The following is a 25,956-nucleotide window of genomic DNA, read 5'->3' on the forward strand; positions in this document are numbered from 1 at the left end:
CGGCGGCCGGCGGCCAGGCGCCCGGCGGCCCGCCCATTAGGCCGCCCGGCGGCCCAGCAGGGCCATTTGGCCAGCAGCACCCCCTCCGATGCTCGCGCCCCTCCGTTGCCCGACCCCGCCCCGCCGCGCCCCGCTCACCCCCGCCCCACCACTTCTCCACAGGTACTCGCACGACCCCGCACGGCGGCGCGCGCTCCAGTAGCGTCGACACCATGGAATTCAGGTACCTGGGCAACTCCGGACTCAAGATCTCCGAGATCACCTACGGCAACTGGCTGACGCACGGCTCGCAGGTCGAGAACGACGTCGCCACCCAGTGCGTGCGGGCAGCGCTCGACGCCGGGATCACCACGTTCGACACCGCGGACACGTACGCCAACACCGCCGCCGAGACCGTCCTCGGCGAGGCGCTCAAGGGCGAGCGGCGCCAGTCCCTCGAGGTCTTCACGAAGGTCTACTGGCCGACCGGCCCGAAGGGGCACAACGACGTCGGGCTCAGCCGCAAGCACATCATGGAGTCGATCGACGGCTCGCTCGAGCGACTGCAGACCGACTACGTGGACCTCTACCAGGCGCACCGCTACGACCACGAGACCCCGCTCGAAGAGACCATGCAGGCCTTCGCCGACGTGGTCCGTCAGGGCAAGGCGCTGTACATCGGTGTCAGCGAGTGGAACGCCGAGCAGATCCGCGCCGGCGCGGCGCTGGCGAAGGAGCTCGGTTTCCAGCTCATCTCGAACCAGCCGCAGTACTCGATGCTCTGGCGGGTCATCGAGGGCGAGGTCGTCCCCGCCTCGAAGCAGCTGGGCCTGAGCCAGATCGTCTGGTCGCCCATCGCGCAGGGCGTGCTCACCGGCAAGTACAAGCCGGGTCAGCCCCTGCCCGAGGGTTCGCGAGCCACCGACGAGAAGGGCGGCGCGGACATGATCAAGCGGTTCATGCGCGATGAGGTCCTCGAGGGTGTCCAGCGCCTCCAGCCCGTGGCCGACCAGGCGGGTCTGACGCTCGCGCAGCTCGCGATCGCGTGGACGCTCCAGAACGAGAACGTCGCGAGTGCGATCGTCGGGGCCTCCCGCCCGGAGCAGGTCACCGACAACGTGAAGGCAGCGGGCGTCACGCTCGACGCGGACGCGCTGCGCGCGATCGACGAGGCACTCGGCGACATCCCGGAGCGCGACGCGTCGAAGACGGTCAGCCCCGCGTCGCGCCCCGCGTAGACGCAACCGCACGACGGACGGGAGGCCCGTGGCGACGTCGCCACGGGCCTCCCGTTCGATCCGGAGCCGATCTGGAGCCGATCTGGACCCGATCCGGCCCGATCCGGCGTCGACCCGGCGTTCCCGGCGGATGAACGGCATGTGTCGCCAAGCTGGCAGACGCCTCCGTAAGCCTGTACCCCACCCAAACCCCATCGAGGAGTCCCCCGAATCGGGGGCATGACCCGATTGGATACCCCCGTTCTGGTGTCGCCCGACACCGGGACGGTGGCGGCCGTGCGACCCGGCACGGTAGCGCGCCTGCTCGCCACCGCGAGGCAACTCGCGTCCTTCGGCACCATCGGTGCCGTCTGCTTCGTGATCGACCTCGGCGTCTACAACCTGTTGCGCGCAACGGTCATGCCCGACGGCCCCATCGCCGCGAAGATCGTGTCCGCCGTCGTGTCGACCGCGGTGGCGTGGCTCGGCAACCGGTTCATCACGTTCCGCGCCGAGCGCCAGATCGGCCGACGCGAGACCGTGCGCGAAGGCCTGCTCTTCGCTGCGACGAACCTCGTCGGCCTCGGCATCGCCGCGGCGTGCCTCTTCGTCTCGCACTACGTCCTCGGGTTCACCTCCACCCTCGCCGACAACGTCGCCGGCAACGGCGTGGGGCTCGTGCTCGGCACCGTGTTCCGGTTCGCCGCGTACAAGGCCCTCGTCTTCCGTTCCACCGACGCTCACGCGAAGGAGCTCGCCGAATGACCATCTCCGCCACGCTGCTGACGGCCGCAGGGCCGCTGCTCCAGCCCGACGACGGGACCGGGACGACGCGGAACGTCCCGAACCGTGGGACCACCGACGTGCCGACGGGAGGCTCGGGTCAGGTCTCGCAGACCGCCTGGTCGGTCGGCGAGTGGGTCGGCTACTCCGCTCTGGTCGCCGTGTCCGTGCTGCTCACGATCATCGCGTTGACGACGCTCTGGTGGATGCTGCACGCCTGGCGCTCGCGCGACGCGCTCAAGTCGACGAGCTTCAGCCAGACGCCGCGTCCGGCCGCGCACCGGTTCACCCTGCTGGTGCCGGGCCGCCACGAGCAGGACGTCATGGGCCAGACCCTCGACATGCTCGCGACCCAGGACCACCCCGACTTCGAGATCATCGCGATCGTCGGCGAGGACGACCCCGAGACGGACGCGGTCGTGCGTGCGGCGGCGGCTCGGCACCCCTCGCTGATCAAGGTCGTCGTCGACGACACCGCGCCGAAGAACAAGCCCAAGGCGATGAACCTCGCGCTCGAGCACGCGACGGGCGACATCGTCGGCGTGTTCGACGCCGAGGACGAGGTGTACCCGCACCTGCTGACCCTCGTCGACTCGCGGTTCCAGGAGACCGACGCCGACGTGGTGCAGGGCGGCGTGCAGCTCATGAACTTCCGGTCGAGCTGGTGGTCGCTCCGGAACGTGCTCGAGTACTACTTCTGGTTCCGTTCGCGCCTGCACTTCCACGCCGGTTCGAAGTTCATCCCGCTCGGCGGCAACACGGTCTTCGTGACCCGTGAGCGGCTGGAGTGGTCGAACGGCTGGGACGCACACTGCCTCGCCGAGGACTGCGAGCTCGGCGTCCGGCTCTCGGCCGACGGCGCGAAGGTCGTCGTCGCCTACAGCCCCGAGGCCGTCACCCGCGAGGAGACCCCGCCGACCTTCGCCTCGCTGCTGAAGCAGCGGACGCGGTGGAACCAGGGCTTCCTGCAGGTCCTCGGCAAGGGGGAGTGGAAGAAGCTGCCGTCGTTCCGCCAGCGCTTCTTCGCCCGCTACATGCTCACGATGCCGTTCATCCAGGCGGCCACCGGGCTGCTCATCCCGCTGAGCGTCCTCATGATCCTGTTCGTGAAGGTGCCGACGGCGATCGCCCTCGTGTCCTTCATCCCGGTCGCGCCGACGCTCATGCTGCTCGCGGTCGAGGTCGTCGGACTCAACGAGTTCGGCCGCCTCTACAAGGAGAAGGTGCGGATCCGCGACTACGTGAAGCTCGTGCTCGGCCTCGTGCCGTACCAGGTCTTCCTCGCCGCCGCGGCCGTGCGGGCCGTCGTCCGGCACGTCAAGGGCCAGAACGGCTGGGAGAAGACCGAGCACACCGGTCAGCACCGGACCGCCGTGCAGACGGACGAGGTCGTCGGGTTCGCCTCGTCGCTCACCGGTGCCGCCGCTGCGGTCCCGGAGGACCGTGAACTCGCCGGCACGACCGCCGGAGCCGGCTCGACCACTGGAGGCGCCCGATGACCGCCAGCATCACCAACACCACGGGCATCCCGATCCGGGGCGCCGCGGCGTCCTCGGGCGCTGGTGCCTGGTTCCGCCGGCACGCCGCCAGCCTGGCCTGGCTGCTGCCCGTCGTCGCCGTCACCGTGATGGTGCAGCTCTGGAACATGTCCGGCACCCCGCAGCGCATCGACGACGAGGGCACGTACACCGCCCAGGCCTGGTCGATCCTGCACCTCGGCGAGATCACCCACTACACCTACTGGTACGACCACCCGCCGCTCGGCTGGGTGCAAATCGCCGGCTACACCGGACTGACCGGGGCGTTCGGACGCTACGAGTTCGCCGTCGAGGCCGCTCGTGAGGCGATGGTCTTCTTCTCCGCCGTCTCGAGCATCCTGCTGTTCGTCCTGGCCCGCCGCCTCGGTGCCGGGCGGATCACCGCCGCCGCCGCGAGCCTCGTGTTCGCCGTGTCGCCGCTCGCCCTGCAGTACCACCGCACGGTCTACATCGACAACGTGGCGACGCCGTGGCTCCTCGCCGCGTTCGTGCTCGTGCTCAGCCGCCGTCAGCAGCTCGCCGGGTTCACCGCGGCTGCCGCCTGCCTCGGTGTGGCGGTGCTCTCCAAGGAGACGTACCTGCTCGCGCTGCCGTTCCTCATCTGGCTCGCGGTCCGCCGTGCGGACAAGAGCACGCGCCGCTACACCCTCAGCGTCGCCGGCGCGGTGCTCGTCGTCATCGGCGGCGGGTACCTGCTGCTCGCCGCAGTGAAGGGCGAGCTGCTGCCGGGCAGTGGACGGGTCAGCCTGTGGGAGGGCATCACCTACCAGCTCGGTTCCCGTGCAGCGTCCGGTTCGGTGTTCGACGGAGGCAGCCTGGCGAACGACGCCGCGGCGCAGTGGTGGGCGCTCGACCCGGTGTTCATCGTGCTCGGGTCCGCCGCAGCCGTCGTCGGACTGTTCCTGCGCCGCGTGCGACCGATCGCCGCGATGCTCGTGTTCCTGCTCGCGTTCATGTTCCGCCCGAACGGCTACCTGCCGGTGCCGTACGTGATCATGCTCATCCCGTTCGCCGCACTCCTCGTGGCGTACACGGCCGAGCGTGCCCTGCTGTCGGTCGCCGGACGCGTCCGCACCCGCACACGTCTGAGCGGCGCCACCCGACGGGGCCTCGGCATCACGTGGGCCGTGGTCACCGCGGCTGCGCTCGTCGTGGCCGTTCCGCTCTGGGGGACGCAGCTGCGCGGCTTCCTGTTCGGGAACCTCGACCTGCCGATGCAGCAGGCCGAGCAGTGGGTCGGCGACAACGTCTCGAAGTCCTCGCGGCTGCTCGTCGACGACGCGATGTGGGTCGACCTGGTCGACGACGGCTTCGCCCGGAACAACGTCGTCTGGTACTACAAGCTCGACACCGACGGAGCCGTGGAGCGGCAGTCGCCGAACGGGTGGAAGGACTCGGACTACGTCATCACGACGGACTCCATGCGGACCGGCGGCAACTCGTCCGCCGACGTCAGCCAGGCGATCCGCAACTCCACCGCGGTCGCGTCCTTCGGCGCCGGTGACCAGCAGGTCGAGGTCCGCCGCATCCACTCCGAGGGCCTGACCGCCGCCGAGACCGCCATCACCCGCGCGACCGACGTGCGCAAGACGATGGGGACCGAGCTGGCGTCCAACCCGGCGCTGCGTGCGGACGACGGCACGAAGTCGCAGTTCCGCGCCGGCCAGGTCGACTCCCGCGCCATGATCGCCCTCGGCCAGGTGCTCGCCGACCAGGACGTGCGGGTCAGCCGCTTCACGCCGCTCACCGGCGAGGACGGCCAGCCCTTCCGCACGGTCGTGCTGCACACGAGCGACGCCGCGGGTGCCGAGCGGGTGGCGGCGACCTTCCAGGCGCTGTCGTCCTCGTTCCGTCCGAGTTCGGTCGAGCGGGACGGGGAGCGCGTCACCGTGACGTACGCCCCGTCCGACCCGACCACGACGCCCACGAGCGCCTCGTGACCCCGGCGACGGACGGGACCAGCCAGGGGCGCGAGGTGGCCGCGGCGTCCGTCCCCGCTGGGGAGTTCGCGTCCGCCGGCGCCAGCGGCACGGTCGGTCGTGTCTTCGTCGTCGCCGCCGGCGAACGGGCGAAATGCCCGAGTCCCGTCGGGAACGACCATGGTCTTCCGCCCGCTCGCCGAGGGGGACCGGAGGCAGGGGCGGGCACGACCGAGTCCGACACCGGCGAGCGGGCGAAATGCCCGGGTCCGGTCCAGGGCGACCGTGGTCTTCCGCCCGCTCGCCGAGCGGGACCGGAGGCAGGGGCGGGTGCGGCCGAACCCGTCGCCGACGAGCGGGCGGAATGCCCGGGTTCCGTCCGGGACGACCGTGGTCTTCCGCCCGCTCGCGGAACCCGGACGGCCGCCGGCCCGAGCAGGACCAGGACCCCGACCCCGACCAGCACCCCGACCCCGAGCAGCACCCCGAACCCGACCAGCACCCTGCACCCGAGCAGCACCCCGCACCTGACCCGCACCACGACCCGAAGGAGCACGACCATGCACGCATCCGCCGCCACGTCATCCACGGCATCCACGTCATCCGCCTCCACCCACGGACGTCGCACCCGTCGACGCCGCACCCTCGTCGTCGGCGGCCTCGCCGCCACCCTCGTGGCCGCGACCGTCGGCCTCGCCGCGCCGCAGACCGCATCCGCCGCCACCGCCGAGCAGGGGTGGCTCCGCGTCGGGCACCTCTCGCCCGACACGAAGGGGGTCGACGTCGAGCTCTCGAGCCTGTCCGGCGGCAAGACCGTCTTCGAGCTCGACGACGTCACGTACGGCCAGGTCAGCGGCTACGAGAAGCTGCCGGTCGGCACCTACGTGCTCTCGATGCGCGCCGCGGACGCCCCCGACTCCACGCCGGTGATCTCCACCGACGTCTCGGTCCAGCAGGGCGACGCGAGCACCGTCGTCGCGTACGGCACGAACGACGACCTCAAGACGACGGCGTTCACCGACGACCTGCAGCAGCCCGGCGACGGCAAGGCGAAGCTCCGGCTCGTCCAGGCCGCCACCACCGCGAAGAAGGTCGACGTCAGCACCTCCGAGGGCACCGCCATCGCCGAGGACGCCGCGTTCGGCAGCGCCACGAAGTACGCCACGGTCGACGCGGGCAAGTGGACGCTCGACGTCTCGGGCAGCGGGCAGCGTGGTACTGCGAAGGTCGACCTCGCGGGCAACACCGTCTCGACCCTGTTCGTCCTCGACGACAGCAAGGGCGACCTCACGGTGGTCCCGGTGACGGACGCCGCGGCGACCGCCGCGACCCCTGCCGGCGGCGTGCAGACCGGCGGTGGCGGCGCAGCCGCCGACCGTCCGCTCACCGAGGCGGTCCACACCGCCATCGCGACGCTCCGTTCGCTGTTCCGCTGAGCGCGCGGACGGGAGGCCCGTGGTGCGCGGGCAGATCGCCTGACGCACCCCGGGCCTCCCGTCCGGCACCGCCGGCGCGGCCGACACGGCCGCTGCAGCGCACGACGCAACCATCCACGGAAAGGCAGGCCCGCATGACCCGCAGGACCTGGGTACCCCTCACCGCCGCCGCGGCGATCGTCGTCGCCGTCGGGATCGCCCTCGTGGCGGTACGACCCTGGGGCACGGGGACGACCGCGGAGGGCGGCCCCGCCGCCACGCCGATCTCGACCAGCGCGCCCGACACCGCGCGGACGCCCGGGGCGTTGCGCTCCGAGTTCCTCGACCGCTACGTGCAGGACGGTCGCGTCGTCCGCACCGACCAGGGCGGCGACACCGTCAGCGAGGGGCAGGCCTACGGGCTGCTCATCGCCTTCGCGAACGACGACCGCGAGCGGTTCGACGCGATCTGGGACTGGACGAGCACGCACCTGGTCACCGACGACGACCTGCTCGCCTGGCGGTGGACGCCCGACGAGGGCATCGCCGACGGCCAGTCCGCGAGCGACGCCGACCTCGACGCGGCACGGGCCCTCGTGCTCGCCGGCTCCGCCTGGGGCGAGGAGCGGTACACCGCCGCCGGCAAGCGCATCGCGGCCGCGATCCTCGAGCACGAGACCGCGGAGACCGAACTCGGCACGATCCTGCTGCCCGGGCCGTGGGCGGACACCGGGTCGGCGGCCGGCGCCGGACCCTACCGGTACAACGCGTCGTACGCGTCGCCCGCCGCGTTCACCGTGCTGGCGGACGCGACCGGCGACGACCGGTGGAACGCGCTCGACCGGGGTTCCCGGGCGGTCACGACGGCCGTGCTCGACGGCGCACGGCTGCCGAGCGACTGGTCGCAGGTGCACCGCGACGGGAAGGTCGACCCGATGCCCGCCACGGGCGGGGACGGCCAGGTCGTGTACGGGTACGACGCCATGCGGATGCCGCTGCGGTACGCGGAGTCCTGCACGGCCGACGACCGGGCGCTCGCCGGGGCACTCGCCCCGACCCTCGGGCGGTCGACGCAGCTCGCGTCGCAGCTCGACCTGGGCGGCACCGCGGTGACCGGGGACACCAACGCGCTGGCCTTCGTCGCGCGGGCTGCCGCCGAGCAGGCCGCCGGGTCGGACGAGGCGGCGCGTGCCGACCTCGGACGCGCGGACCGGACGGCAGCGACCACGCCGACCTACTTCGGTGACGCGTGGGCGGCGCTCGGCGCCACGATGCTCACCTCGACGGTGCTCGGGGGGTGCGCCTCGTGAGCGGGGAGGATCTCCGCCCGGGTGACGGCGCCGGCGACGGTGCTGGTGGAGCCGGGTTCGGTGGGCGTCGGGGACGGCGCTCGTCGGGGCGGTCGACCACCGGTCGGCGCCGGGAGCTCGTCGTCGGTGCGGTCGTGGCCGCGGTCCTGGTGGCCGGCGGCGTCACCGGCGTGGCGGTCGCCGGGGGGTCACGCGGGACCGAGGGGACACCGGTCACGGACCCGTCGTCTCCTCCCTCGTCGTCGTCTTCCTCGCCGTCGTCTCCTTCGTCCTCGGATCCCTCTCGGGCCGACGGCTTCCAGGACCCGGCCGCCCCGCAGGCGCGTTCGACCGCCACCCCGGTGCGCGTCTCGATCCCGGCCATCGGCGTGGAGTCCTCGCTCGAGGACCTGCACCGCGGCGCCGGCGGCGAGCTCGACCCGCCCGTCGACTGGGACAGCGCCGGGTGGTTCAGCGACGGCATCGTCCCCGGGGCGGTCGGTCCGTCGGTGATCGCCGGTCACGTCGACAGCCCCACCAGCGCCGCCGTCTTCTTCCGGCTCGACGAGCTGGTCGCCGGCGACGAGGTCCACGTCCGCATGTCGGACGGCAGCACCCGCACCTTCACCGTCGACCGGTCGGAGCGCGCCGCGAAGGCGGCGTTCCCGACGAGCGACGTCTACGGCACCACCCCGACACCGCAACTGCGGCTGATCACCTGCGACGGCACGTTCGACACCGCCACGGGGCACTACACGGACAATCTGATCGTGTTCGCAGACCTCTCGTCGGACTGACCAACGAGCAACCGATACATTCGATGTGGAGCACGAGGAGCACCATGAGCGAGACCCTGGTCATCATCCCGACCTACGACGAGGCAGAGAACGTCCGTCCCATCGTCGAGCGCACGCTCGCCGCGACCGACGACAGCGTGCACGTGCTCGTCGTCGACGACAACTCGCCCGACGGCACCGGAGCGATCGCCGACGCCATCGCCCGCGAGACCGACCGGGTCCACGTCATGCACCGCACCGTCAAGGACGGCCTCGGCGGCGCGTACCTGTCCGGCTTCGCCTGGGGCCTCGAGCACGGCTACGACAAGCTCGTCGAGATGGACGCCGACGGCTCCCACCACCCGGAGTACCTGCCGTGGATGCTCGAGCTCGCCGACACGAACGACCTCGTGCTCGGGTCCCGCTGGATCAAGGGCGGCGAGGTCGAGAACTGGCCCTGGTACCGCGAGCTGCTCTCGCGTGGCGGCAACCTGTACACCCGCCTGGCCCTCGGCATCGCCGTCCGGGACGCGACCGGCGGGTTCCGGGTCTTCACCTCGCGGGCGTTCGAGCGCATCGACCTGGCCGGCGTCGCCTCGAAGGGCTACTGCTTCCAGGTCGATCTCTGCTGGCGCGCCCTCGAGGCCGGTCTGCGGGTCGTCGAGACCCCGATCACCTTCACCGAGCGGGAGTTCGGCGTCTCGAAGATGAGCGGCAACATCGTGCGTGAGAGCCTGGCCCTCGTGACGAAGTGGGGCATCGACCGCCGTCTCCGCGAGGCGCGCTCCCTGGTCAAGGACCACCGGAAGCTGCCGTCGGTGCGGGCCAACGCGCACGCCGTGGCGGACCACACCGCCTGACCGTCGCCAGCCGGGCCCCGGTCGGGTTCCGGGGTCGGGTTCGGGGTCGGGCCGCGGCGCAGGACGGGGCCGGCTGGGCCGTCTGGCTCGTGCGGCCGAGTACCGCGCCGAAGCGACACTGTTCCGCGGGTGTTCGGCAGCAGGATGACGCGTTCGCGGGAGCAACCGTCAGCCTCCGCCGGACAGCCCGCGCCAGGACCGACAGCCCCGGCGTCGACGACGGGGCGACCCCAACGACGGCGCCCACAACGGCGGCGCCCGCATCGGCGGCGCCCGCAACGACGACAGCCTCCCGCTCGCGCGGGAGGCTGTCGTCGTCTGACGCAGGGGGAGGGCCGCTAGCGCAGCACCACCACACCACGCCCACGGAACCGCACGCAGCCGGCCTCGACGTCGGCCGCGCCGAAGCGGTAGAGCTCCTCGCCGGTGGCGCCGGGCACGGGGACCTCGGCAGCGTCGTCGAGGAAGTTCACGACGACGTGCACCGGGGTGACGTCCGGTCCGAGCAGACCACGGGTCAGCACGAGCCAGCGACGGTCCTCGCTGAACCGCACGGCGTTCGCTTCGTACCGGTGGTCGACGAACGCCTGGTCCGTCCGGCGCAGCGCCACGAGGACCCGGTAGGCCCGCAGGATCGTCGCGCCCCGCTCCGAACTGACGTCGGCCCAGTCGAGCTTCGAGTTCGTGAACGTCGTCGGGTCCTGCGGGTCCGGGACGATCGACTCGTCCCAGCCGTGCTCGGCGAACTCGGCGATGCGCCCCTCTGCCGTCGCCTTGCCGAGGTCGGGCTCGGGGTGTGAGGTGAAGAACTGCCACGGTGTCGTCGCGGCGAACTCCTCGCCCATGAACAGCATCGGTGTGAACGGCCCGAGCAGGGTGAGCGCGGCAGCGATCACCAGGCCCTCGTCGTCCAGCGTCGCCGCGAGGCGGTCGCCGGCGGCGCGGTTGCCGATCTGGTCGTGGTTCTGGTTCGTCACGACCAGAGCGGTCGCGGGCGAGGTCGCCCGGTCGATCGGACGCCCGTGCCGCTTCCCTCGGAACGACGACCACGTGCCGTCGTGGAAGAACCCGTGCTCGAGCACCTTCGCCAGCGCCGACAGGGGGGCGAAGTCGGCGTAGTAGCCGTTCGTCTCTCCGGTCAGGGCCACGTGCACCGCGTGGTGGAAGTCGTCCGACCACTGCCCGGTCAGCCCGTAGCCCGCGGCCTCGCGCGGACGGAACATCACCGGGTCGTTCAGGTCGGACTCGGCGATGAGCGACAGCGGCCGTCCGACGGACGCCGAGTAGGCGTCGGTCTCGTCCGCCATCTCGGCGAGCACGTGCGGGCGCGAGGTGTCGCGGATCGCGTGCACGGCGTCGAGCCGGAGCCCGTCGACGTGGTGGTCGCGGAACCACATGCGGACGTTGTCCAGGACGTACCGGCGGACCTCGGGGTGCTCGACGTTCACGGAGTCGCCCCAAGTGTTCGCGAGGCCCTGCACCAGGTACGGCCCGTACAGCGGCAGGTAGTTCCCGCTCGGTCCGAGGTGGTTGTAGACGACGTCCTGGATGACGCCGAGGCCGAGCGAGTGCGCCGTGTCCACGAAGCGGTCGTACGCGTCGGGTCCGCCGTACGGGGCGTGCACCGCGAACCAGCCGACGCCGTCGTAGCCCCAGTTCCACTCGCCGTTGACGGCGTTGACCGGCAGCAGCTCGACGAACTCGACGCCGAGCTCGACCAGGTGGTCGAGCTTCTGCGCCGCCGCGTCGAGGGTGCCCTCGGGCGTGAAGGTGCCGATGTGCATCTCGTAGACGACGCCGCCGCGTGCCGGCCGCCCGGTCCAGGCCTCGTCGGTCCACGCGAAGCGCGCGGGGTCGACGACCTCGGACGTGCCGTGCACGCCGTCGGGCTGGTACCGGCTGCGCGGGTCCGGCCGGACGGCGTCGTCGTCACCGATGCGGAACCCGTAGCGGGCGCCGACGACCGGCGCGATCGCGTCGGTCGTCCACCAGTCGTCGTCGCCGCGGGTCAGCGGGTACTCGACGTCGTCGACGACCAGCCGGACGCGGTCCGGCTCGGGCGCCCAGACGGCGTAGCGGTCGGGTGCGGTCATGCGTGACCCTCCAGGATGTCGATCTCGGCCTGCGCATCGGTCTCGGGTGCGTCGGTCGTCGCGGCGGTGGCCGGACGGGAGGCCCGGCTCGTCTCCGGTGCAGCGGTCGCCGCGTCGACGTGGTCGGGATCGACCACGGTCTCGGCGGGGACGAGCAGCGCGACCGGGTAGGTGGCGAGCAGTTCGGACAGGGCGATGCCCCGCGATGCCGGGAACCGTCGGCCGGTGAGCACGTCGACCCGCTCGAGGGGGACCGGGTGGACGAGCGTGTCGCCCCACCCGCCGACCCGCTCGAGGCCGATCGGCAGCCGCGTCGCGACCGTCACGGCGCCGCCGCGGTCGAAGGCGAGCACGTGGTCCGCCGCGCTGCCGGACGCCTCGAGCGCCAGGTACCGGGTGAAGAGCTCCTGGTGGTCGCGACGGAGCCGCAGGGCACGCGTCGTCACGAGGAGCTTCACCGCACCGTCGAGACCGACGTCCGGCAGGCGCTGCGGCCCGTCGTCGTCCGGGCCGTCGACGGCGGCGAGCGTGTGCCGGCGTTCGGTGTAGTCGACCGGCCGACGGTTGTCGGGGTCGACGAGGGAGCGGTCCCAGAACTCGGTGCCCTGGTAGACGTCGGGGACGCCGGGGGCGGTGAGCTGCACGAGCTTCTGGCCGAGGCCGTTCGACCAGCCCGCCTGGTCGATGCGCTCGTCGAGGGCGTCGAGCACGGCGACCACGGCGGGGTCGTCGAACGCGGCGTCGACGATCGCGTGCATCTGCGACTCGAAGGCCTCGTCCGGCTCGGTCCACGTGGTGCTGTCACCGGCTTCGCGCGAGGCCTTCTCGGCGTAGGCGTGCAGGCGCTCACGGCTCGCGGGCCGGGCGCCGACGATCGCCTGCCAGAGCAGGTCGGCGAAGACGCGGTCCTCGAGCGGCACGAGCGACTGGAGCCGCTCGAGCGTCGCGCTCCACTCGGCGCCCAGCTCGGCGAGCACGGCGATGCGTGCGCGGGTGTCCTCGCTGCGCTTGGTGTCGTGCGTGGTGAGGGTCGTCATCGTGTTCGGCCAGCTGCCGAGCCGCTCGCGCTGCGCCTGGTGGAAGGCGTCCACCGGGACAGCGAAGACGCTCGGGTCGCTGCCGACCTCGCTGAGCGACGACAGGCGCGAGGTGCGGTAGAACGCGGTGTCCTCGACGCCCTTCGCCATCACCATGCCGCTCGTCTGCTGCAGCCGGAGCGCCGCCGCGTTCATCGGGTCGACGAGCGCGGGAGCGATCCGGTCGATGACGTCGTCGAGGTCGGGTCGAGCCTCGGCGGCGCGTTCGAGCGCGGTGATGAGGTGGTGGGCGCCCTCGGGCAGGTACGTGCGGTACACGTCGAAGGACGCCACGAGCTCGGCGACCGCGTCGACGACGCGCTCGTGCGTGATGGCGTCCGACCCGGCGACGGTCGGTGCGAGCAGCCGCGCGAGCCGCTCGACCTCGCTGCCGAGGATGCCGTCCGCGATGCCGCGGCGGGTGTCGTGCGTGAGCTGCTGCCAGTCGGCCGGCTCGGCGCCGGACGCGGCCGTCAGGTCGGTCTCGCCGGCGGGGTCGACGAACACGCGGTCGAAGACGCCGAGGGCGTCGTAGCCCGTCGTGCCGTCGACCGGCCAGGAAGACGGCAACTGCTCGCCCGGCTCGAGGATCTTCTCGACCAGGGTGTACGCCCCGCCGGTCAGCTCCGCCAGGTCCTGCAGGTACCCGGCCGGGTCGAACAGACCGTCCGGGTGGTCGATGCGGAGACCGTCGACCAGACCGTCGCGGAACCAGCCGCCGATGACGCCGTGCGAGGCCGCGAAGACCTCGGGCTCCTCGACGCGGATCGCCGCGAGGGTGTTCACCGCGAAGAACCGGCGGTAGTTCAGGTCGTGGTCGGCGCGCTTCCAGTGCACGAAGGCGTAGTGCTGCCGCTCGTGCACCGCGTCGACGGTGTCGCCGTCGTGCACGGTGCCGGGAGCCGTCGGGTACGCGGTCTCGCCGACCCGGAGCACCGGCCGTGCCGGGTCCGTGGTGTCGAGCGTGACCGCCTTGAGCAGACGGTCGTCGAGCACCGGGACGCGGACCTTGCCGTCGCCGGCGTCCCAGTCCACGTCGAACGCCCAGGCGACGGGCGAGCCCTGCCCGAGTTCGAGCAGGGACCACCACCAGGGGTTCGACTCGGGCGTCGCGACGCCGACGTGGTTCGGGACCACGTCGACGAGGACGCCGAGTCCGGCGGTGTGCGCGGCCTCGGCGACGGCACGGAGCGCGTCGTCGCCGCCGCGCTCGTCGTCGACCCGCGTGTGGTCGACGACGTCGTAGCCGTGGTTCGACCCCGACTCGGCCTGCAGGACGGGGGACAGGTAGATCCAGTCCGCCCCGAGGTCGCGCACGTAGTCGACGACGTCGCGCGCCGCCGTGAGGTCGAAGTCCGCCGAGACCTGCAGGCGGTACGTGGACACCGGGACGCGTCGTGCGGCGCCCGTTGCGTCGGCGGTCATCGGGCGGTTCCGCTCGGCGCGGTCGAGCCGGCCGGGTTCGCCGGGGTGACGGCGTCCTGCGGGGCCACGGGCGCCGGAGCGCCGTCGTGCTGGACCTCGACGGGGGTGACGGTGACCTCGTGGTCGGGCTCGGCGCGCAGCACGATCATCGACCGCGCCGGGACGTCGAGCGGGGTCCCCGCCTCGACGACCTCGTCGCGGGCGCCGGGCTGGGCGGTGTCGATGCGGACGGTCCAGCCGGGCGCGTACTCCTCGGGCGGCAGGGTGAAGGTCACCACGTCGTCGTGCGCGTTGAAGTACGTGATGAACGCGACGTCGGTGACCCGCTCGCCGCGGGCGTCACGCCCACGGATGCCCTCGCCGTTCAGGTACATGCCGACGCTCTTGCCGAAGCCGGAGTCCCAGTCCTCGGGGTCCATCGCGTCGCCCGAGGGGGTGAGCCAGACCACGTCGGGCAGGGGCTCGCCCTCGCCGCGGCGGACCGGACGACCGTTGAAGTACCGGGTGCGTCGGAACGTCGGGTGGTCGTGGCGGAGCTTGACGACGTCGGCCGTGAACTGGATGAGTTCCTCGTCCGCGGTATCCCAGTCGATCCAGCTCAGCTCGGAGTCCTGCGCGTAGACGTTGTTGTTGCCGGACTGCGACCGGCCGAGTTCGTCACCGTGCGCGAGCATCGGCACGCCCTGGCTCAGGAGCAGGGTCGCCAGGAAGTTCCGGCGACGCTGGAGCCGCAGCTCGTTGACGGCCTCGTCGTCGGTCGGGCCCTCGGCGCCGGAGTTCCAGGACCGGTTGTGGCTCTCGCCGTCGTTGTTGTCCTCGCCGTTGGCCTCGTTGTGCTTCTCGTTGTAGGCGACGAGGTCGTACAGCGTGAAGCCGTCGTGCGCGGTGATGAAGTTGATGCTCGCCTTGGGCGTGCGGCCGTCGTGCTCGTACAGGTCGGCCGAGCCCGAGATCCGGGAGGCGAACTCGCCGAGCGTCGACGACTCCCCGCGCCAGAAGTCGCGGACGGTGTCGCGGTACTTGCCGTTCCACTCGGACCACTGGGGCGGGAAGTTGCCGACCTGGTAGCCGCCGGGGCCGACGTCCCACGGCTCGGCGATGAGCTTGACCTGCGACACGATCGGGTCCTGCTGCACCAGTTCGAAGAAGGCCGACAGCCGGTCGACCTCGTAGAACTCGCGAGCCAGTGCCGACGCGAGGTCGAAGCGGAACCCGTCGACGTGCATCTCGGTCACCCAGTAGCGCAGCGAGTCGAGGATGAGCTGCAACGAGTGCGGGTGCCCGACGTTGAGCGAGTTCCCCGTGCCCGTGTAGTCCATGTAGAACTTCTTGTCGTCGTCGACGAGGCGGTAGTAGGCCGCGTTGTCGATGCCGCGGAACGACAGCGTCGGGCCGAGGTGGTTGCCCTCGGCGGTGTGGTTGTAGACGACGTCGAGGACGACCTCGATGCCGGCGCGGTGCAGCTCGCGCACCATCGTCTTGAACTCCTGGACCTGCTGGCCCTGGTCGCCCGACGACGAGTACGCGGAGTGCGGCGCGAAGAAGCCGATCGTGTTGTAGCCCCAGTAGTTCGACAGACCCTTGTCCTGCAGGGTCGAGTCGTTCACGAACTGGTGCACGGGCATGAGCTCGAGCGTCGTGATGCCCAGGCGCTGGAGATGCTCGATCACCGCGGGGTGCGCGACGCCGGCGTAGGTGCCCCGCTGCTCTTCCGGCACGTCGGGGTGGGTCTCGGTGAGGCCCTTGACGTGCGCCTCGTAGATGACGGTCTCGCCGTAGGGCGTGCGCGGCGGACGGTCCCCCTGCCAGTCGAAGAAGGGGTTGATGACGACGCCCTTCATCATGTGCGAGGCGGAGTCGTCGTCGTTCGTGGAGTCCGGGTCGCCGAACGTGTACGAGAAGAGCGACTGGTCCCAGTCGATCTCGCCGCTGGTCGCCTTGGCGTAGGGGTCGAGCAGGAGCTTCGACGGGTTCGAACGCGCGCCGCTGGCGGGGTCGTACGGCCCGTGGACGCGGAAGCCGTACTCCTGACCGGGACCGACGTTCGGCAGGTAGGCGTGCCAGACGTAGGCATCGACCTCGAGGAGGGGGACGCACTCTTCGTTGCCGTCGGAGTCGAAGAGACAGAGTTCGACACGCTCGGCGACCTCGCTGAAGAGCGCGAAGTTCGTGCCGCTTCCGTCGTAGGTCGCACCGAGCGGGTACGGGTTGCCGGGCCAGGTGTGCAAGTGGTCCTCCAGGTGTGGGTTTCGCCAACATATCGGTGTGACCCGACCGCGTCCGCAGACAAGTCGAAGGTGTGGACTGCTCACGCGGGACCCCACTTGTGGAGGGATGGACGAGTAGCGTCACGCCCATGGCCAACATCGTGTCCCAGATCGCAGATAAGGTCCGCCCGACCGGCGTCTCCACGAACTACGGAGATCCCGTCGAGGTCGGCGACCAGACCATCATCCCGGTGTCCCTCGGCTGGTTCGGCTTCGGCGGCGGCGGGGACGACGAGAACGGCGGCGGCGGGGGCGGCGGGGGCGGCGGCGCCTCGGTGCCCGTCGGCGCGTACGTCCGTCGGCCCGGCCAGGACCTCGAGTTCGAGCCGAACCTCATCTCCCTCGTCGCGGTGAGCATCCCGCTGGTCTGGGTGGCCGGCAAGGCGCTCAGCAAGGTGATCCGCGCCCTGAAGAAGTGAGCCACTGACGGAACGGGAGGCCCGTGGCGGATCCGCCACGGGCCTCCCGTCCGTCACGCGGTCGCGACCGCGTCTAGACTGCGAGGACACACACGGGAGTCCGGGACCACCGGGCTGAGAGGGAGCGAACGGCGCTCCGACCGTCGAACCTGATCCGGATCATGCCGGCGCAGGGAGGAGTCCAGCACCATGTCTTCTGGCACGTCCACGAACGTCCCCACCAGCCCTCGACGATCGCTGCGGTGGCGCGTCGTCGACATTGTCGTCGCGAGCGTCCTCGCCGTGGCGCTCGGCGTCGTCTTCCGCCTCTGGGAGTTCGGCTACGAACCGATTAGTGTCGTCATGGACCTGGTCCTGCCGGGCACCAAGGCCCTGTTCGGCGGTGTCTGGCTGCTCGCCGGCCCCGTCGTCGCCATCGTCGTCCGGAAGCCCGGCGCTGCCCTCTACGGCGAGATGGTCGCGGCCTCGGTCGAGGCGCTCTTCGGCACCCAGTGGGGGTGGCTGACGCTCGAGGCCGGGCTCGTGCAGGGCCTCGGCGCCGAGGTCGTCCTCGCCCTGTTCCTGTACCGCGTGTACCGCCTGCCCGTCGTCGTGCTCGCCGGTGCGGCGGCCGGCCTCGCGCTCGGCATCAACGACACGGTGCTCTGGTACCCCGGGCTCGACGTCGCCTTCAAGCTCGTCTACGTGGTCTGCGCGATCATCTCCGGCGCGGTGATCGCCGGCGCCGGCTCGTGGGCCGTCGTCCGGGCGCTCGCCCGCACCGGCGTCCTGTCGTCCTTCGCGGCCGGGCGAGAGCACACGCGGCGCTCGCCGCGCGCCCTGGTGTGACGGCGTCGGGTCCCGCCGGCACGGGGGCGGCCCGCATCGCCTTCCGCGGGTGGGGGTGGCGGTACCCGGAGCGTGCCGAGTGGGCGGTCCGTGGCGTCGACCTGACCGTCGAGCCGGGGGAGCGGGTCGCGGTCGTCGGACCCTCCGGCGCCGGCAAGTCCACCCTGCTCCGGGCCGTCGCCGCAGTGCTGCCCGACGAGCCGGACGCCTCCGACGACACAGCGGCCTCGGCCTCGGGCACGGTCCTCGTCGACGGCGTCGACCCCCGCTCCGTCCGCGGACGGGTCGGCCTCGTCATGCAGGACCCCGAGGCGCACACCGTGATGTCCCGCATCGGCGACGACGTCGCGTTCGGCTGCGAGAACACCGCCGTGCCGCGGGACGAGACCTGGGCGCGGGTCGTCGAGGCCCTCGGCGTCGTCGACCTCGACCTGCCGCTCGACCGCTCGACCACGCAGCTGTCCGGTGGGCAGCGGCAGCGGTTGGCGCTCGCGGGCGTGCTCGCGATGCGCCCCGGCGCACTCGTGCTCGACGAACCCTGCGCCAACCTCGACCCGGCCGGCGTCGTGCAGGTCCACGACGCCGTCCGGGCACTGCTCGACGAGACCGGGGCGACGCTGCTCGTCGTGGAGCACCGCATCGGCACCTGGCTCGACCTGGTCGACCGGCTCGTGCTCCTCGAGCCCGCCGGAGGCGTCGTGGCCGACGGCCCCGTGGCCGAGGTGCTCGCCGCGCACGGCCCCGCGCTCACCGCCGCGGGCGTCTGGGTGCCCGGGGCCGAGCCGGCGCGGGGGTCGGCGCGCCGGGGTGGGGGCGCGGGTGCGGGTGCGGGCGCGGGTGCGGGTGGCCGCGGGGGGAGCGGGGTGATCGGCCGTTCTTCGCGAGCGGGCGGAATGCCCGGGTCGGTCGGCGGGGAGAGTGCGGCATTCCGCCCGCTCGGTGAGCCCGCGGCCGAGGGGGCCGCCGTGAGCGCGAGTTCGAGCGAGAACTCGGGCTCGGCTGCGGACGCTGGCTCGGGTGCGCGTCGTGGGCGAGGTCCTTCCGCGCGAGCGGGCGAAAGACCTGGGTCGTCGAGTGAGAGCACTGCGGCATACCGCCCGCTCGGCGAGTCTGCGGCCGACGGAGCTCCAGGGAGACCGCGTCGGGTTTCGGGTGGCCGCCGTGGGTGGGCCCTGCCTGCGCGAGCGGGCGAAAGCCCCGGGTCCTCCGTCGAGAGCAGTGCGGCATTCCGCCCGCTCGACGTACCGAGCGCCCTCGACACCGCCGCCGAGCCCGGCGCCCAGCAGGACGTCGTGCTGCTCGAGGCCGTGGGACTCAGCACCGGACGAAGCACCACGTGGGGCAGCGCGGCCAGCCCAGCCAGCGCAGCCAGCAGCCCCGCGAGCACGTCGGGCCCCGGTCGCTCCGCTGCCCAGGCGGTCGGCCGGGGGATCGACCTCCGGGTCCGGGCCGGCAGGGTCCTCGCGATCACCGGCCCGAACGGCGTGGGGAAGACGACGCTCGGCCTGACCCTCGCCGGGCTCCTGCCCCCGGTCGCCGGGACACTCCGTGCCACCGACGCCCTGACCCGCGGTGCGGGTCCGGCGCCACACGCCTGGTCGAGCCGCGTGCTCGCAGCCCGCATCGGGACGGTCTTCCAGGACCCCGAACACCAGATCGTCGCCCGCACGGTACGCGACGAGGTGCTCGCCGGTCCGCGTGCGCTCGGTCACGCGGACACCGCGGACGGCCTGGAGGCCCTGCTCACCACCTTCGGGTTGGCCCACCTGGCCGACGTGGACCCGTTCACCCTGTCCGGCGGCGAGCAACGTCGGCTCGCGATCGCCTCCGCCATCGCGACGCGCCCGCCGGTGCTCGTCCTCGACGAACCGACGTCCGGTCAGGACCGAGCGACGTGGGAAGCCGTCGTGCAGCGCCTCGGGGCCCTCGCCGACGACGGGACCGCGGTCGTCGTCGTCACGCACGACCGTGACCTGGTGCGGGCGCTCGACGCCGACGAGGTGGTGCTCGGTCCGGACGGGATCGTGCCCGTGCCGGCAGCGGACGGCGATGTGGCAGTGCTCGCGCCTGTGCGGCGGCCGGACGTGGCCGGTCTCGTGATGAGTGCGGGCGCGATCCTGCCCCTGGGACGCGACCCGGAGCAGGACGCGCCGACCGTCTCCGAGACGCGGGCGGTGTCGTCGGGGCGGGTCGTGCCTCCCGGCCCGTCCGCGACCCGTGGGGTCGACGGCGTGCAGCCGGTCGCTTCGTTGCTCGGGGTGCTCGCGCTCGGGGTGTGCCTGGTGCTGAGCCTGGACATCGTGTCGGCGGCCGTCGCCCTGGCGATCGAGGTCGTGCTGCTGCCGCTCCTGCGGATCCCGGTGTGGACGCTGCTGGTGCGGACGTCACCGGTGCTGGTCGCCGCGCCGCTGACCGCGGTGAGCATCGCGCTGTACGGCAGTCCCTCCGGTCGGGAGTGGTTCGACCTCGGCTTCGCACACGTGACCGACGGGTCGCTGACGCTCGCGCTCGCCACAGCGCTCCGTGTGCTGGCCGTGGGGGTGCCGGCGCTGGCGCTCTTCGTCCGGGTGGACCCCACCGACCTGGCGGACGGGCTCGCCCAGGTGCTGCGGCTGCCCGCGCGGTTCGTGCTCGGGGCGCTCGCGGCGATCCGCATGACGACGCTGCTCGTCGACGACTGGCGGCAGCTCGCGATGGCCCGGCGGGCGCGGGGCCTGGCGGACTCGGGGCGGCTGCGGCGTGCGGCGTCGATGGCCTTCTCGCTGCTCGTGCTGGCACTGCGCCGGGCGACGACGCTCGCGGTGGCGATGGAGTCGCGGGGGTTCGGCGCTCCCGGGCCGCGGACCTGGGCCAGGGCGGCGCGGTTTTCGTGGCCGGAGTGGGCGATGGTCGGCGTGCTCGTCGGCATCGGGGCGGCGTCGATCGCCGTGGCGGTCGTCGCGGGGACCTGGCGTGGCTGACACCGGCGGCGCAGCCGACCGAGCGGCGGTCGAGCCGGCCGCCGTGGACGCCGGCGGGGGTGCCGACGGGGCAGCGAACGGAGCGGCGGTGGAGCCGGCCGCGGCGGACGCCGGCGGGGCAGCCGGCGGGGCGGCGGTCGAGCCGGCCGCCGTGGACGCCGGTGGGGCTGCGGACGGGCTGGCGCAGGACCTCGCGGCGGTCGCCGCCGGGGCGGCCGCGGCGTCGGGCGGGCGGCTCGTGGTGCTCGTCGACGGGCGGTCGGGGACGGGCAAGACGACGCTCGGCAACGCCCTGGCGGGGTGGCTCGGCGCCGAGGTCGTGCACCTCGACGACGTCTACCCGGGATGGGACGGGCTGCGGGCAGCGGCGGACGCGGTGGTGCGGGACGTGCTCGGCGGCCCCTCCGGCTACCGGCGCTGGGACTGGGAAGCGGGGGGCCCGGCCGGCTGGATCTCGATCCAGCCCGGTGTGCCGATCGTCGTCGAGGGCTGCGGTGCGCTGTCCCGGGGGTCGGCGCCGCTGGCCTCGCTGCGGGTCTGGCTCGAGGCCGACGACACCGTGCGCCGGGAGCGGGCGATCGGACGCGACGGCGAGGTGTTCGCCCGTGAGTGGGAGCGCTGGGCCGCGCAGGAACGCGCCTTCATCGACGCCGAGCAGCCGGCCGTGCTGGCGGACGTGGTCGTGCGGACGTAGGACCCCAGAGCCCCTGAGCCCCGGGCGAGGCGAACCGGGCCAGGCGCGGCCCCTGGTCAGGCGTGGCCCCTGGCCAGGCGCGACCCGGGCCAGGAACGACCCGGGCCAGGCGTGGCACCGGGTCCGACGTGGCCCCGGGCCGCACGTCGCCCGGCGGAGCGGGCGCGGGGCCGCTCGCTCACCGCGAGACCCGCACCTCCGGTGTCTCCGGCTCCGCAGCGCGCCCCGCCCGCTCGGCCCGCTCCGTCCGCCGCTCGGCCGCCCGCGGGTCCACCGCGAACACCGCCGCCACGATGCTCAGCACCGCGTAGACCCCGAGGTACCCGCACAGGATCCACGGGGAGCCCCCGCCGAGCTCCACGAACACCGCGGCCAGCAGCGGCGTCAGCCCCACCGAGAAGATCGACCCGATCTGGTAGCCGAGCGACATCCCCGAGTACCGCCGCCCGGTCGGGAACTGCTCGGCGAACCACGCCGCCTGCGGCCCGTAGATGCTGTCGTGGAACACGCACATGCCGATCAGCGCCACGAGCGGCAGGAGCACGAGCGGCCCGGCGTCGAGGAACGCGAAGAACGGCCAGATCAGGACGGCGATGCCGACGGCCGACCAGATCGTGAGCACCCGCCGGCCGACCCGGTCGGACAGCCAGCCCCAGAACGGCGTCGTCACGAGCGACACCGCCGAGATGACGAGGACCGCCCGGAGCCCGGCGTCCGCGCCGTCCGGACCGCGCACGTTCCCGAGGTAGGTCAGCGAGTACGTCGTCAGGATCGAGTACAGCGCCGGCTGCACGAGCCGCAGGCCGGCGGTCACCAGGATCGAGCGCGGGTGCTGCCGGATCGCCTGCCACACCGGGAACCGCTCGACCCCACCGGAGGCGCGGAGCTCCTGGAACACCGGGGCGTCCTGCACGCCGAGCCGGATCACGAGCCCCACCGCCACGATCACCGCGGAGAACAGGAACGGCAGCCGCCAGCCCCAGGCCAGGAAGGCCTCGTTGCCGAGCAGCGTCCGCACGAGCGTGAAGACACCGGTCGCCAGGAGCATCCCACCGGCGGACCCCATCTGCGTGAACGCCCCGAACAAGCCGCGGTGCCGCGCGGGAGCGTGCTCGACGGACAGCAGCGCCGAGCCGCCCCACTCCGCTCCCGCGGCGACGCCCTGCAGCAGCCGCAGGACCACGAGCGCCACGACGGCGCCGACCCCGATGGTCGACGCGGACGGGATCGCCCCGATGAGCGTCGAGGCGATCCCCATGAGCACGAGCGACGCGACGAGCAGCTTCTTCCGCCCAATGCGGTCACCGAGGTGCCCGGCGACGATCCCGCCCAGGGGCCGCGCCACGAAGCCGACGCCGTACGTCGCGAAGGACGCGATCACGCCGACCGCGGGCGTCACCGACGGGAAGAACGTCGGTGCGAACACCAGCGCCGACGCCGTCGCGTACAGGTAGAAGTCGTAGTACTCGACGGTCGTGCCGACGAACGAGGCGAGGGCGACACGACGCCGGGTCGCGGCGGTCGTCGGGTCGGGACGACGGACGGGAGGCGCGGCTGCAGTGGTCGGGGTCGACATGCCTCAGGAGCATGGTCGCGTCCGGCGTCGTGCGGAACATCCCGCGTAACGCGAGGTCACGTCGCTGTCGTCGGGCGGTGCCCGCCGACCACGATGGAGGCATGAGCGATGCACCGAACCGCCCGCTGCGCTTCGCGGCCTTCGTCATGAACACGACGTCGCACATCCAGCACGGCCTCTGGCGGCACCCGGACGCCCGGCAGGCCGACTTCGACGACGTGACGCTGTGGACCGACCTGGCGAGGACGCTCGAGCGCGGCAAGTTCGACGCGATGTTCTTCGCGGACGTCGTCGGCACCTACGGCCCCGGCCGAGGCGACTACTCGACCAACCTGCGCGAGGGGCTGCAGATCCCCTCGAACGACCCGTCGGTGCTGCTCTCCGCGCTCGCCGTGTCGACCGAGCACCTCGGGCTCGCGTTCACCTCGAGCGTCATCCAGGCGCACCCGTTCGACTTCGCCCGCAAGGTCTCCACGCTCGACCACATCACCCGCGGCCGCATCGGCTGGAACGTCGTCACGAGCGCCCTCGACAGCGCCGCCCGGAACTTCGGCGCCGACCGGCTCGAGGAGCACGACGAGCGCTACGTCTGGGCCGAGGAGTACCTCGAGGTCTGCGCGAAGCTCTGGGAGGGCTCGTGGGAGGACGGCGCCGTGCTGAAGGACCCCGTCCGCGGCTACGCCGATCCCGACAAGGTGCACCGCATCGACCACCACGGCACCCGCTACGACGTGCAGGGTCCGCACCTGTCGGCGCCGTCGCCGCAGCGGACCCCGGTGCTGTTCCAGGCCGGGTCCTCGCCGGCCGGCCGGGCCTTCGCCGCCCGGAACGCCGAGGCGCAGTTCATCCTCACCTCGAACCGGGACGCCACCGAGCAGCTCATCCGCGAGACCCGCGACCTGGCTTCGGCAGCCGGCCGGGACCGTGACGACATCGCCTTCTTCCTCGGCCTGACCTTCGTCACCGGCTCCACCGAGGCCGAGGCGAAGGCCAAGGAAGCGGAGATCGACGAGTACCTGGCCGCCGACGGGTTCCTGGTGCACTCGAACCTCGGCTTCGACCCGGACACCGGCGAGCCCCTCGACCCGGACACCCCGTTGTCCGAGGTCCGCACCCACGCCGGGCAGTCGCACCTGCAGTGGCTCCGCGAGGCCGCCGGCGACCGCGAACCGACCATCGCCGACCTCGCCCGGCTGTCCGCCAAGCTCCGCGCCCGGGTCGTCGGGACGCCGGAGCAGATCGCCGACGAGCTCGCCGACTGGCAGCGGATCGGCGTCGACGGCGTCAACGTCATCAACTGGACGCTGCCCGGCTCGTACGAGGAGTTCGTCGACCACATCGCGCCGACCCTGCAGGAGCGCGGCCTGATGCAGTCCGAGTACCGCGAGGGCACCCTGCGCGAGAAGCTCTTCGGGCACGCGCAACTGCCGGACTCGCACCCCGCCCGACGGTGGCGCGGTGCGTTCACCGGCGGCGCGAGCGGCGTCGCGGACGCGGCACGTGCCGTGGAGGTGACCGCATGACGGCGGCGACGACGACCGACGGGCGCGGGACGGGCCTCCCGGCCGACCGCCTGGCCACGTTGCGGGCGCGCTTCGCACCGCTGTTCGCGACCATCCGCGACGGTGCGGTCGAGCGCGAGCTCGCCTCCGGGACGCCGGGGGACCGGCCGCTGCCGCACGCCGAGGTCCGCGCGCTCGCCGACGCGGGGTTCGGTCGGTTGCGCGTGCCGGAGGAGCGCGGGGGCTTCGGGGTGACCCTCGTCGAACTCGCGCACCTCGTGGCGGACCTGGCCGCCGCGGACTCGAACGTCGCCCACCTGTGGCGCGGGCACTTCGGGTACACCGAGCTCGTGCTCCTCCGGCCGTCGTCGGCCGGACGGGACGAGTGGCTCCAGCGCATCGTCGACGGAGCGGTCATCGGGAACGCGACGTCCGAGCGGACCGGCACGACGCTCGCCGACATCTCGACGACCGTGACACCCGCCGGCGACTCCCTCCGACTCGACGGGCGGAAGTTCTACTCGACCGGCACCCTCTACGCGGACTGGATCTACCTGGCGGCGGACCGTGACGGGGAGCGCGTGACGTTCGCCGTCGACGCCGCCGCACCGGGCGTCAGCTCGATCGACGACTGGGACGGCTTCGGGCAGCGGTTGACCGCGTCCGGCACCACGGTGTTCGACGGGGTGTCGGTCGACCCCTCGGTGGTGTCGGCGTACCGGGACGCCCCGCTGTCGCACATCCAGGCCTTCTACCAGCTGTACCTGCTGGCGGTCCTCGCCGGGATCGGGCAGGCGGTGTCGGACGACGCCGTCGCCTTCGTCCGACCGCGGACCCGGACCTACATCCACGCCAACGCCGCCACCCCGGGCGAGGACCCGCAGGTCCTCGCCGTGCTCGGCCGACTGTCGGCCGGCGCGTTCGCCGCCCGCTCGCTCGTCGTCGCCGCCGCGGCGCTGCTCGACGGGGTCGTCGCGACGAACGAGCCCGGCGTCGGTGTCGACCTCGCCCTGCTCGACGCAGCCGAGAACGCCGTCTACCAGGCGCAGGTCGAAATCGGGCCGCGGGTGCTGCGGTCGGCGTCCGAGCTGTTCGAGGTCGGCGGAGCCTCTGCCGCGGACCGGACCCGGGCGCTCGACCGGCACTGGCGGAACGCCCGGGTCGTGGCCTCGCACAACCCGGCGGTCTACAAGGAGCGGCTCGTGGGGGAGTACGCGCTGCACGGGCGCGGACCCGTCGGCGCATGGGAGAAGTACCACGAGGTGGGGCCGACGCGGTTCTGAGGCGGGGTGCGGTTGCGCGGGGCGTCGCTGGCGGCTGGTAGCTGCGCGCTGTCCGGC

At 72.7% G+C, this 25,956-nt stretch carries 18 protein-coding genes and 1 riboswitch; of the genes, 14 read left to right on the forward strand and 4 right to left on the reverse strand.

Features of this window, described 5'->3' with window-relative positions; translation table 11 throughout:
• Positions 1-212: 212 nt before the first annotated feature.
• The 8 genes from BIU94_RS08050 (at position 213) to BIU94_RS08085 (ending at position 9,776) form a co-directional block, all read left to right on the forward strand.
• Entirely contained in the window at positions 213-1,217 is a 1,005-nt protein-coding gene (locus BIU94_RS08050) for an aldo/keto reductase family protein (RefSeq protein WP_071257075.1), read from the forward strand.
• 219 nt (positions 1,218-1,436) lie between these two features.
• Positions 1,437-1,961 (forward strand): GtrA family protein, encoded by a 525-nt coding sequence (locus BIU94_RS08055; protein ID WP_083404681.1) that lies wholly within the window; start codon positions 1,437-1,439, stop codon positions 1,959-1,961.
• Positions 1,958-3,478 carry a glycosyltransferase gene (locus BIU94_RS08060; protein ID WP_139196088.1) on the forward strand — a complete coding sequence of 507 codons (1,521 nt, stop codon included), beginning with the start codon at positions 1,958-1,960 and terminating at the stop codon, positions 3,476-3,478. The genes BIU94_RS08055 and BIU94_RS08060 overlap by 4 nt, the downstream gene beginning before the upstream one ends.
• On the forward strand, positions 3,475-5,457 hold the full coding sequence (locus tag BIU94_RS08065) for a glycosyltransferase family 39 protein (protein ID WP_071257076.1): 1,983 nt from the start codon (positions 3,475-3,477) through the stop codon (positions 5,455-5,457). Before BIU94_RS08060 ends, BIU94_RS08065 begins: the two co-directional genes overlap by 4 nt.
• A 539-nt stretch (positions 5,458-5,996) precedes the next feature.
• Positions 5,997-6,872 carry a DUF4397 domain-containing protein gene (locus tag BIU94_RS08070; RefSeq protein WP_071257078.1) on the forward strand — a complete coding sequence of 292 codons (876 nt, stop codon included), beginning with the start codon at positions 5,997-5,999 and terminating at the stop codon, positions 6,870-6,872.
• 134 nt (positions 6,873-7,006) lie between these two features.
• A complete protein-coding gene (locus BIU94_RS08075; protein ID WP_071257079.1) occupies positions 7,007-8,161 on the forward strand; it encodes a glycosyl hydrolase family 8 in 1,155 nt (384 codons plus the stop codon).
• Between the two features lie 341 nt (positions 8,162-8,502).
• Complete coding sequence (locus BIU94_RS17995) at positions 8,503-8,937, forward strand: class F sortase (RefSeq protein WP_217639489.1); 435 nt, start codon at positions 8,503-8,505, stop codon at positions 8,935-8,937.
• Positions 8,938-8,981: 44 nt separating this feature from the next.
• Positions 8,982-9,776: a polyprenol monophosphomannose synthase gene (locus BIU94_RS08085; protein ID WP_071257081.1), complete on the forward strand. Its 795-nt coding sequence runs from the start codon at positions 8,982-8,984 to the stop codon at positions 9,774-9,776.
• A gap of 338 nt (positions 9,777-10,114) precedes the next feature.
• Here the strand turns inward: BIU94_RS08085 and treZ are convergent, their stop codons facing one another.
• The 3 genes from treZ to glgX are packed head-to-tail and all read right to left on the reverse strand — an operon-like array spanning position 10,115 to position 16,598.
• Positions 10,115-11,869 carry a malto-oligosyltrehalose trehalohydrolase gene (gene treZ / locus BIU94_RS08090; RefSeq protein WP_071257083.1) on the reverse strand — a complete coding sequence of 585 codons (1,755 nt, stop codon included), beginning with the start codon at positions 11,867-11,869 and terminating at the stop codon, positions 10,115-10,117.
• Positions 11,866-14,370 carry a malto-oligosyltrehalose synthase gene (gene treY, locus BIU94_RS08095; RefSeq protein WP_071257085.1) on the reverse strand — a complete coding sequence of 835 codons (2,505 nt, stop codon included), beginning with the start codon at positions 14,368-14,370 and terminating at the stop codon, positions 11,866-11,868. The genes treZ and treY overlap by 4 nt, the downstream gene beginning before the upstream one ends.
• Positions 14,367-16,598 carry a glycogen debranching protein GlgX gene (glgX, locus tag BIU94_RS08100; protein WP_071257087.1) on the reverse strand — a complete coding sequence of 744 codons (2,232 nt, stop codon included), beginning with the start codon at positions 16,596-16,598 and terminating at the stop codon, positions 14,367-14,369. Before glgX ends, treY begins: the two co-directional genes overlap by 4 nt.
• A 128-nt stretch (positions 16,599-16,726) precedes the next feature.
• Here glgX and BIU94_RS08105 point away from each other — a divergent pair, with 128 nt between their 5' ends.
• The 4 genes from BIU94_RS08105 to BIU94_RS08120 all read left to right on the forward strand — a co-directional run bounded on the left by BIU94_RS08105 (position 16,727) and on the right by BIU94_RS08120 (position 21,538).
• Entirely contained in the window at positions 16,727-17,056 is a 330-nt protein-coding gene (locus BIU94_RS08105; protein WP_071257090.1) for a hypothetical protein, read from the forward strand.
• Positions 17,057-17,139: 83 nt separating this feature from the next.
• Positions 17,140-17,249, forward strand: a riboswitch (TPP riboswitch).
• Complete coding sequence (locus BIU94_RS08110; protein WP_071257092.1) at positions 17,246-17,884, forward strand: ECF transporter S component; 639 nt, start codon at positions 17,246-17,248, stop codon at positions 17,882-17,884. It overlaps the preceding riboswitch by 4 nt.
• Positions 17,881-20,844 (forward strand): ATP-binding cassette domain-containing protein, encoded by a 2,964-nt coding sequence (locus BIU94_RS18085; protein ID WP_071257094.1) that lies wholly within the window; start codon positions 17,881-17,883, stop codon positions 20,842-20,844. The genes BIU94_RS08110 and BIU94_RS18085 overlap by 4 nt, the downstream gene beginning before the upstream one ends.
• A complete protein-coding gene (locus BIU94_RS08120; protein WP_254783025.1) occupies positions 20,837-21,538 on the forward strand; it encodes an ATP-binding protein in 702 nt (233 codons plus the stop codon). Before BIU94_RS18085 ends, BIU94_RS08120 begins: the two co-directional genes overlap by 8 nt.
• A 178-nt stretch (positions 21,539-21,716) precedes the next feature.
• On the opposite strand, the gene BIU94_RS08125 is transcribed toward BIU94_RS08120, so the two are convergent.
• Complete coding sequence (locus BIU94_RS08125) at positions 21,717-23,114, reverse strand: MFS transporter (protein ID WP_083404683.1); 1,398 nt, start codon at positions 23,112-23,114, stop codon at positions 21,717-21,719.
• Between the two features lie 101 nt (positions 23,115-23,215).
• Here BIU94_RS08125 and BIU94_RS08130 point away from each other — a divergent pair, with 101 nt between their 5' ends.
• Both BIU94_RS08130 and BIU94_RS08135 read left to right on the forward strand, forming a co-directional pair.
• Positions 23,216-24,637 carry an LLM class flavin-dependent oxidoreductase gene (locus tag BIU94_RS08130; RefSeq protein WP_071257096.1) on the forward strand — a complete coding sequence of 474 codons (1,422 nt, stop codon included), beginning with the start codon at positions 23,216-23,218 and terminating at the stop codon, positions 24,635-24,637.
• Entirely contained in the window at positions 24,634-25,899 is a 1,266-nt protein-coding gene (locus BIU94_RS08135; RefSeq protein WP_071257098.1) for an acyl-CoA dehydrogenase family protein, read from the forward strand. Before BIU94_RS08130 ends, BIU94_RS08135 begins: the two co-directional genes overlap by 4 nt.
• The last annotated feature ends 57 nt before the right edge of the window (positions 25,900-25,956 follow it).

The sequence above is a fragment of the Curtobacterium sp. MMLR14_006 genome (assembly GCF_001864985.1).
GTDB lineage: Bacteria > Actinomycetota > Actinomycetes > Actinomycetales > Microbacteriaceae > Curtobacterium.

What these genes read in the sequence shown, in the direction of transcription:
- BIU94_RS08050 (WP_071257075.1), top strand. Translation starts at nt 213, where the DNA reads ATGGAATTCAGGTACCTGGGCAACTCCGGACTCAAGATCTCCGAGATC.
- BIU94_RS08055 (WP_083404681.1), top strand. Translation starts at nt 1,437, where the DNA reads ATGACCCGATTGGATACCCCCGTTCTGGTGTCGCCCGACACCGGGACG.
- BIU94_RS08060 (WP_139196088.1), top strand. Translation starts at nt 1,958, where the DNA reads ATGACCATCTCCGCCACGCTGCTGACGGCCGCAGGGCCGCTGCTCCAG.
- BIU94_RS08065 (WP_071257076.1), top strand. Translation starts at nt 3,475, where the DNA reads ATGACCGCCAGCATCACCAACACCACGGGCATCCCGATCCGGGGCGCC.
- BIU94_RS08070 (WP_071257078.1), top strand. Translation starts at nt 5,997, where the DNA reads ATGCACGCATCCGCCGCCACGTCATCCACGGCATCCACGTCATCCGCC.
- BIU94_RS08075 (WP_071257079.1), top strand. Translation starts at nt 7,007, where the DNA reads ATGACCCGCAGGACCTGGGTACCCCTCACCGCCGCCGCGGCGATCGTC.
- BIU94_RS08085 (WP_071257081.1), top strand. Translation starts at nt 8,982, where the DNA reads ATGAGCGAGACCCTGGTCATCATCCCGACCTACGACGAGGCAGAGAAC.
- treZ (WP_071257083.1), bottom strand. Translation starts at nt 11,869, where the DNA reads ATGACCGCACCCGACCGCTACGCCGTCTGGGCGCCCGAGCCGGACCGC.
- treY (WP_071257085.1), bottom strand. Translation starts at nt 14,370, where the DNA reads ATGACCGCCGACGCAACGGGCGCCGCACGACGCGTCCCGGTGTCCACG.
- BIU94_RS08105 (WP_071257090.1), top strand. Translation starts at nt 16,727, where the DNA reads ATGGCCAACATCGTGTCCCAGATCGCAGATAAGGTCCGCCCGACCGGC.
- BIU94_RS08110 (WP_071257092.1), top strand. Translation starts at nt 17,246, where the DNA reads ATGTCTTCTGGCACGTCCACGAACGTCCCCACCAGCCCTCGACGATCG.
- BIU94_RS08125 (WP_083404683.1), bottom strand. Translation starts at nt 23,114, where the DNA reads ATGTCGACCCCGACCACTGCAGCCGCGCCTCCCGTCCGTCGTCCCGAC.
- BIU94_RS08130 (WP_071257096.1), top strand. Translation starts at nt 23,216, where the DNA reads ATGAGCGATGCACCGAACCGCCCGCTGCGCTTCGCGGCCTTCGTCATG.
- BIU94_RS08135 (WP_071257098.1), top strand. Translation starts at nt 24,634, where the DNA reads ATGACGGCGGCGACGACGACCGACGGGCGCGGGACGGGCCTCCCGGCC.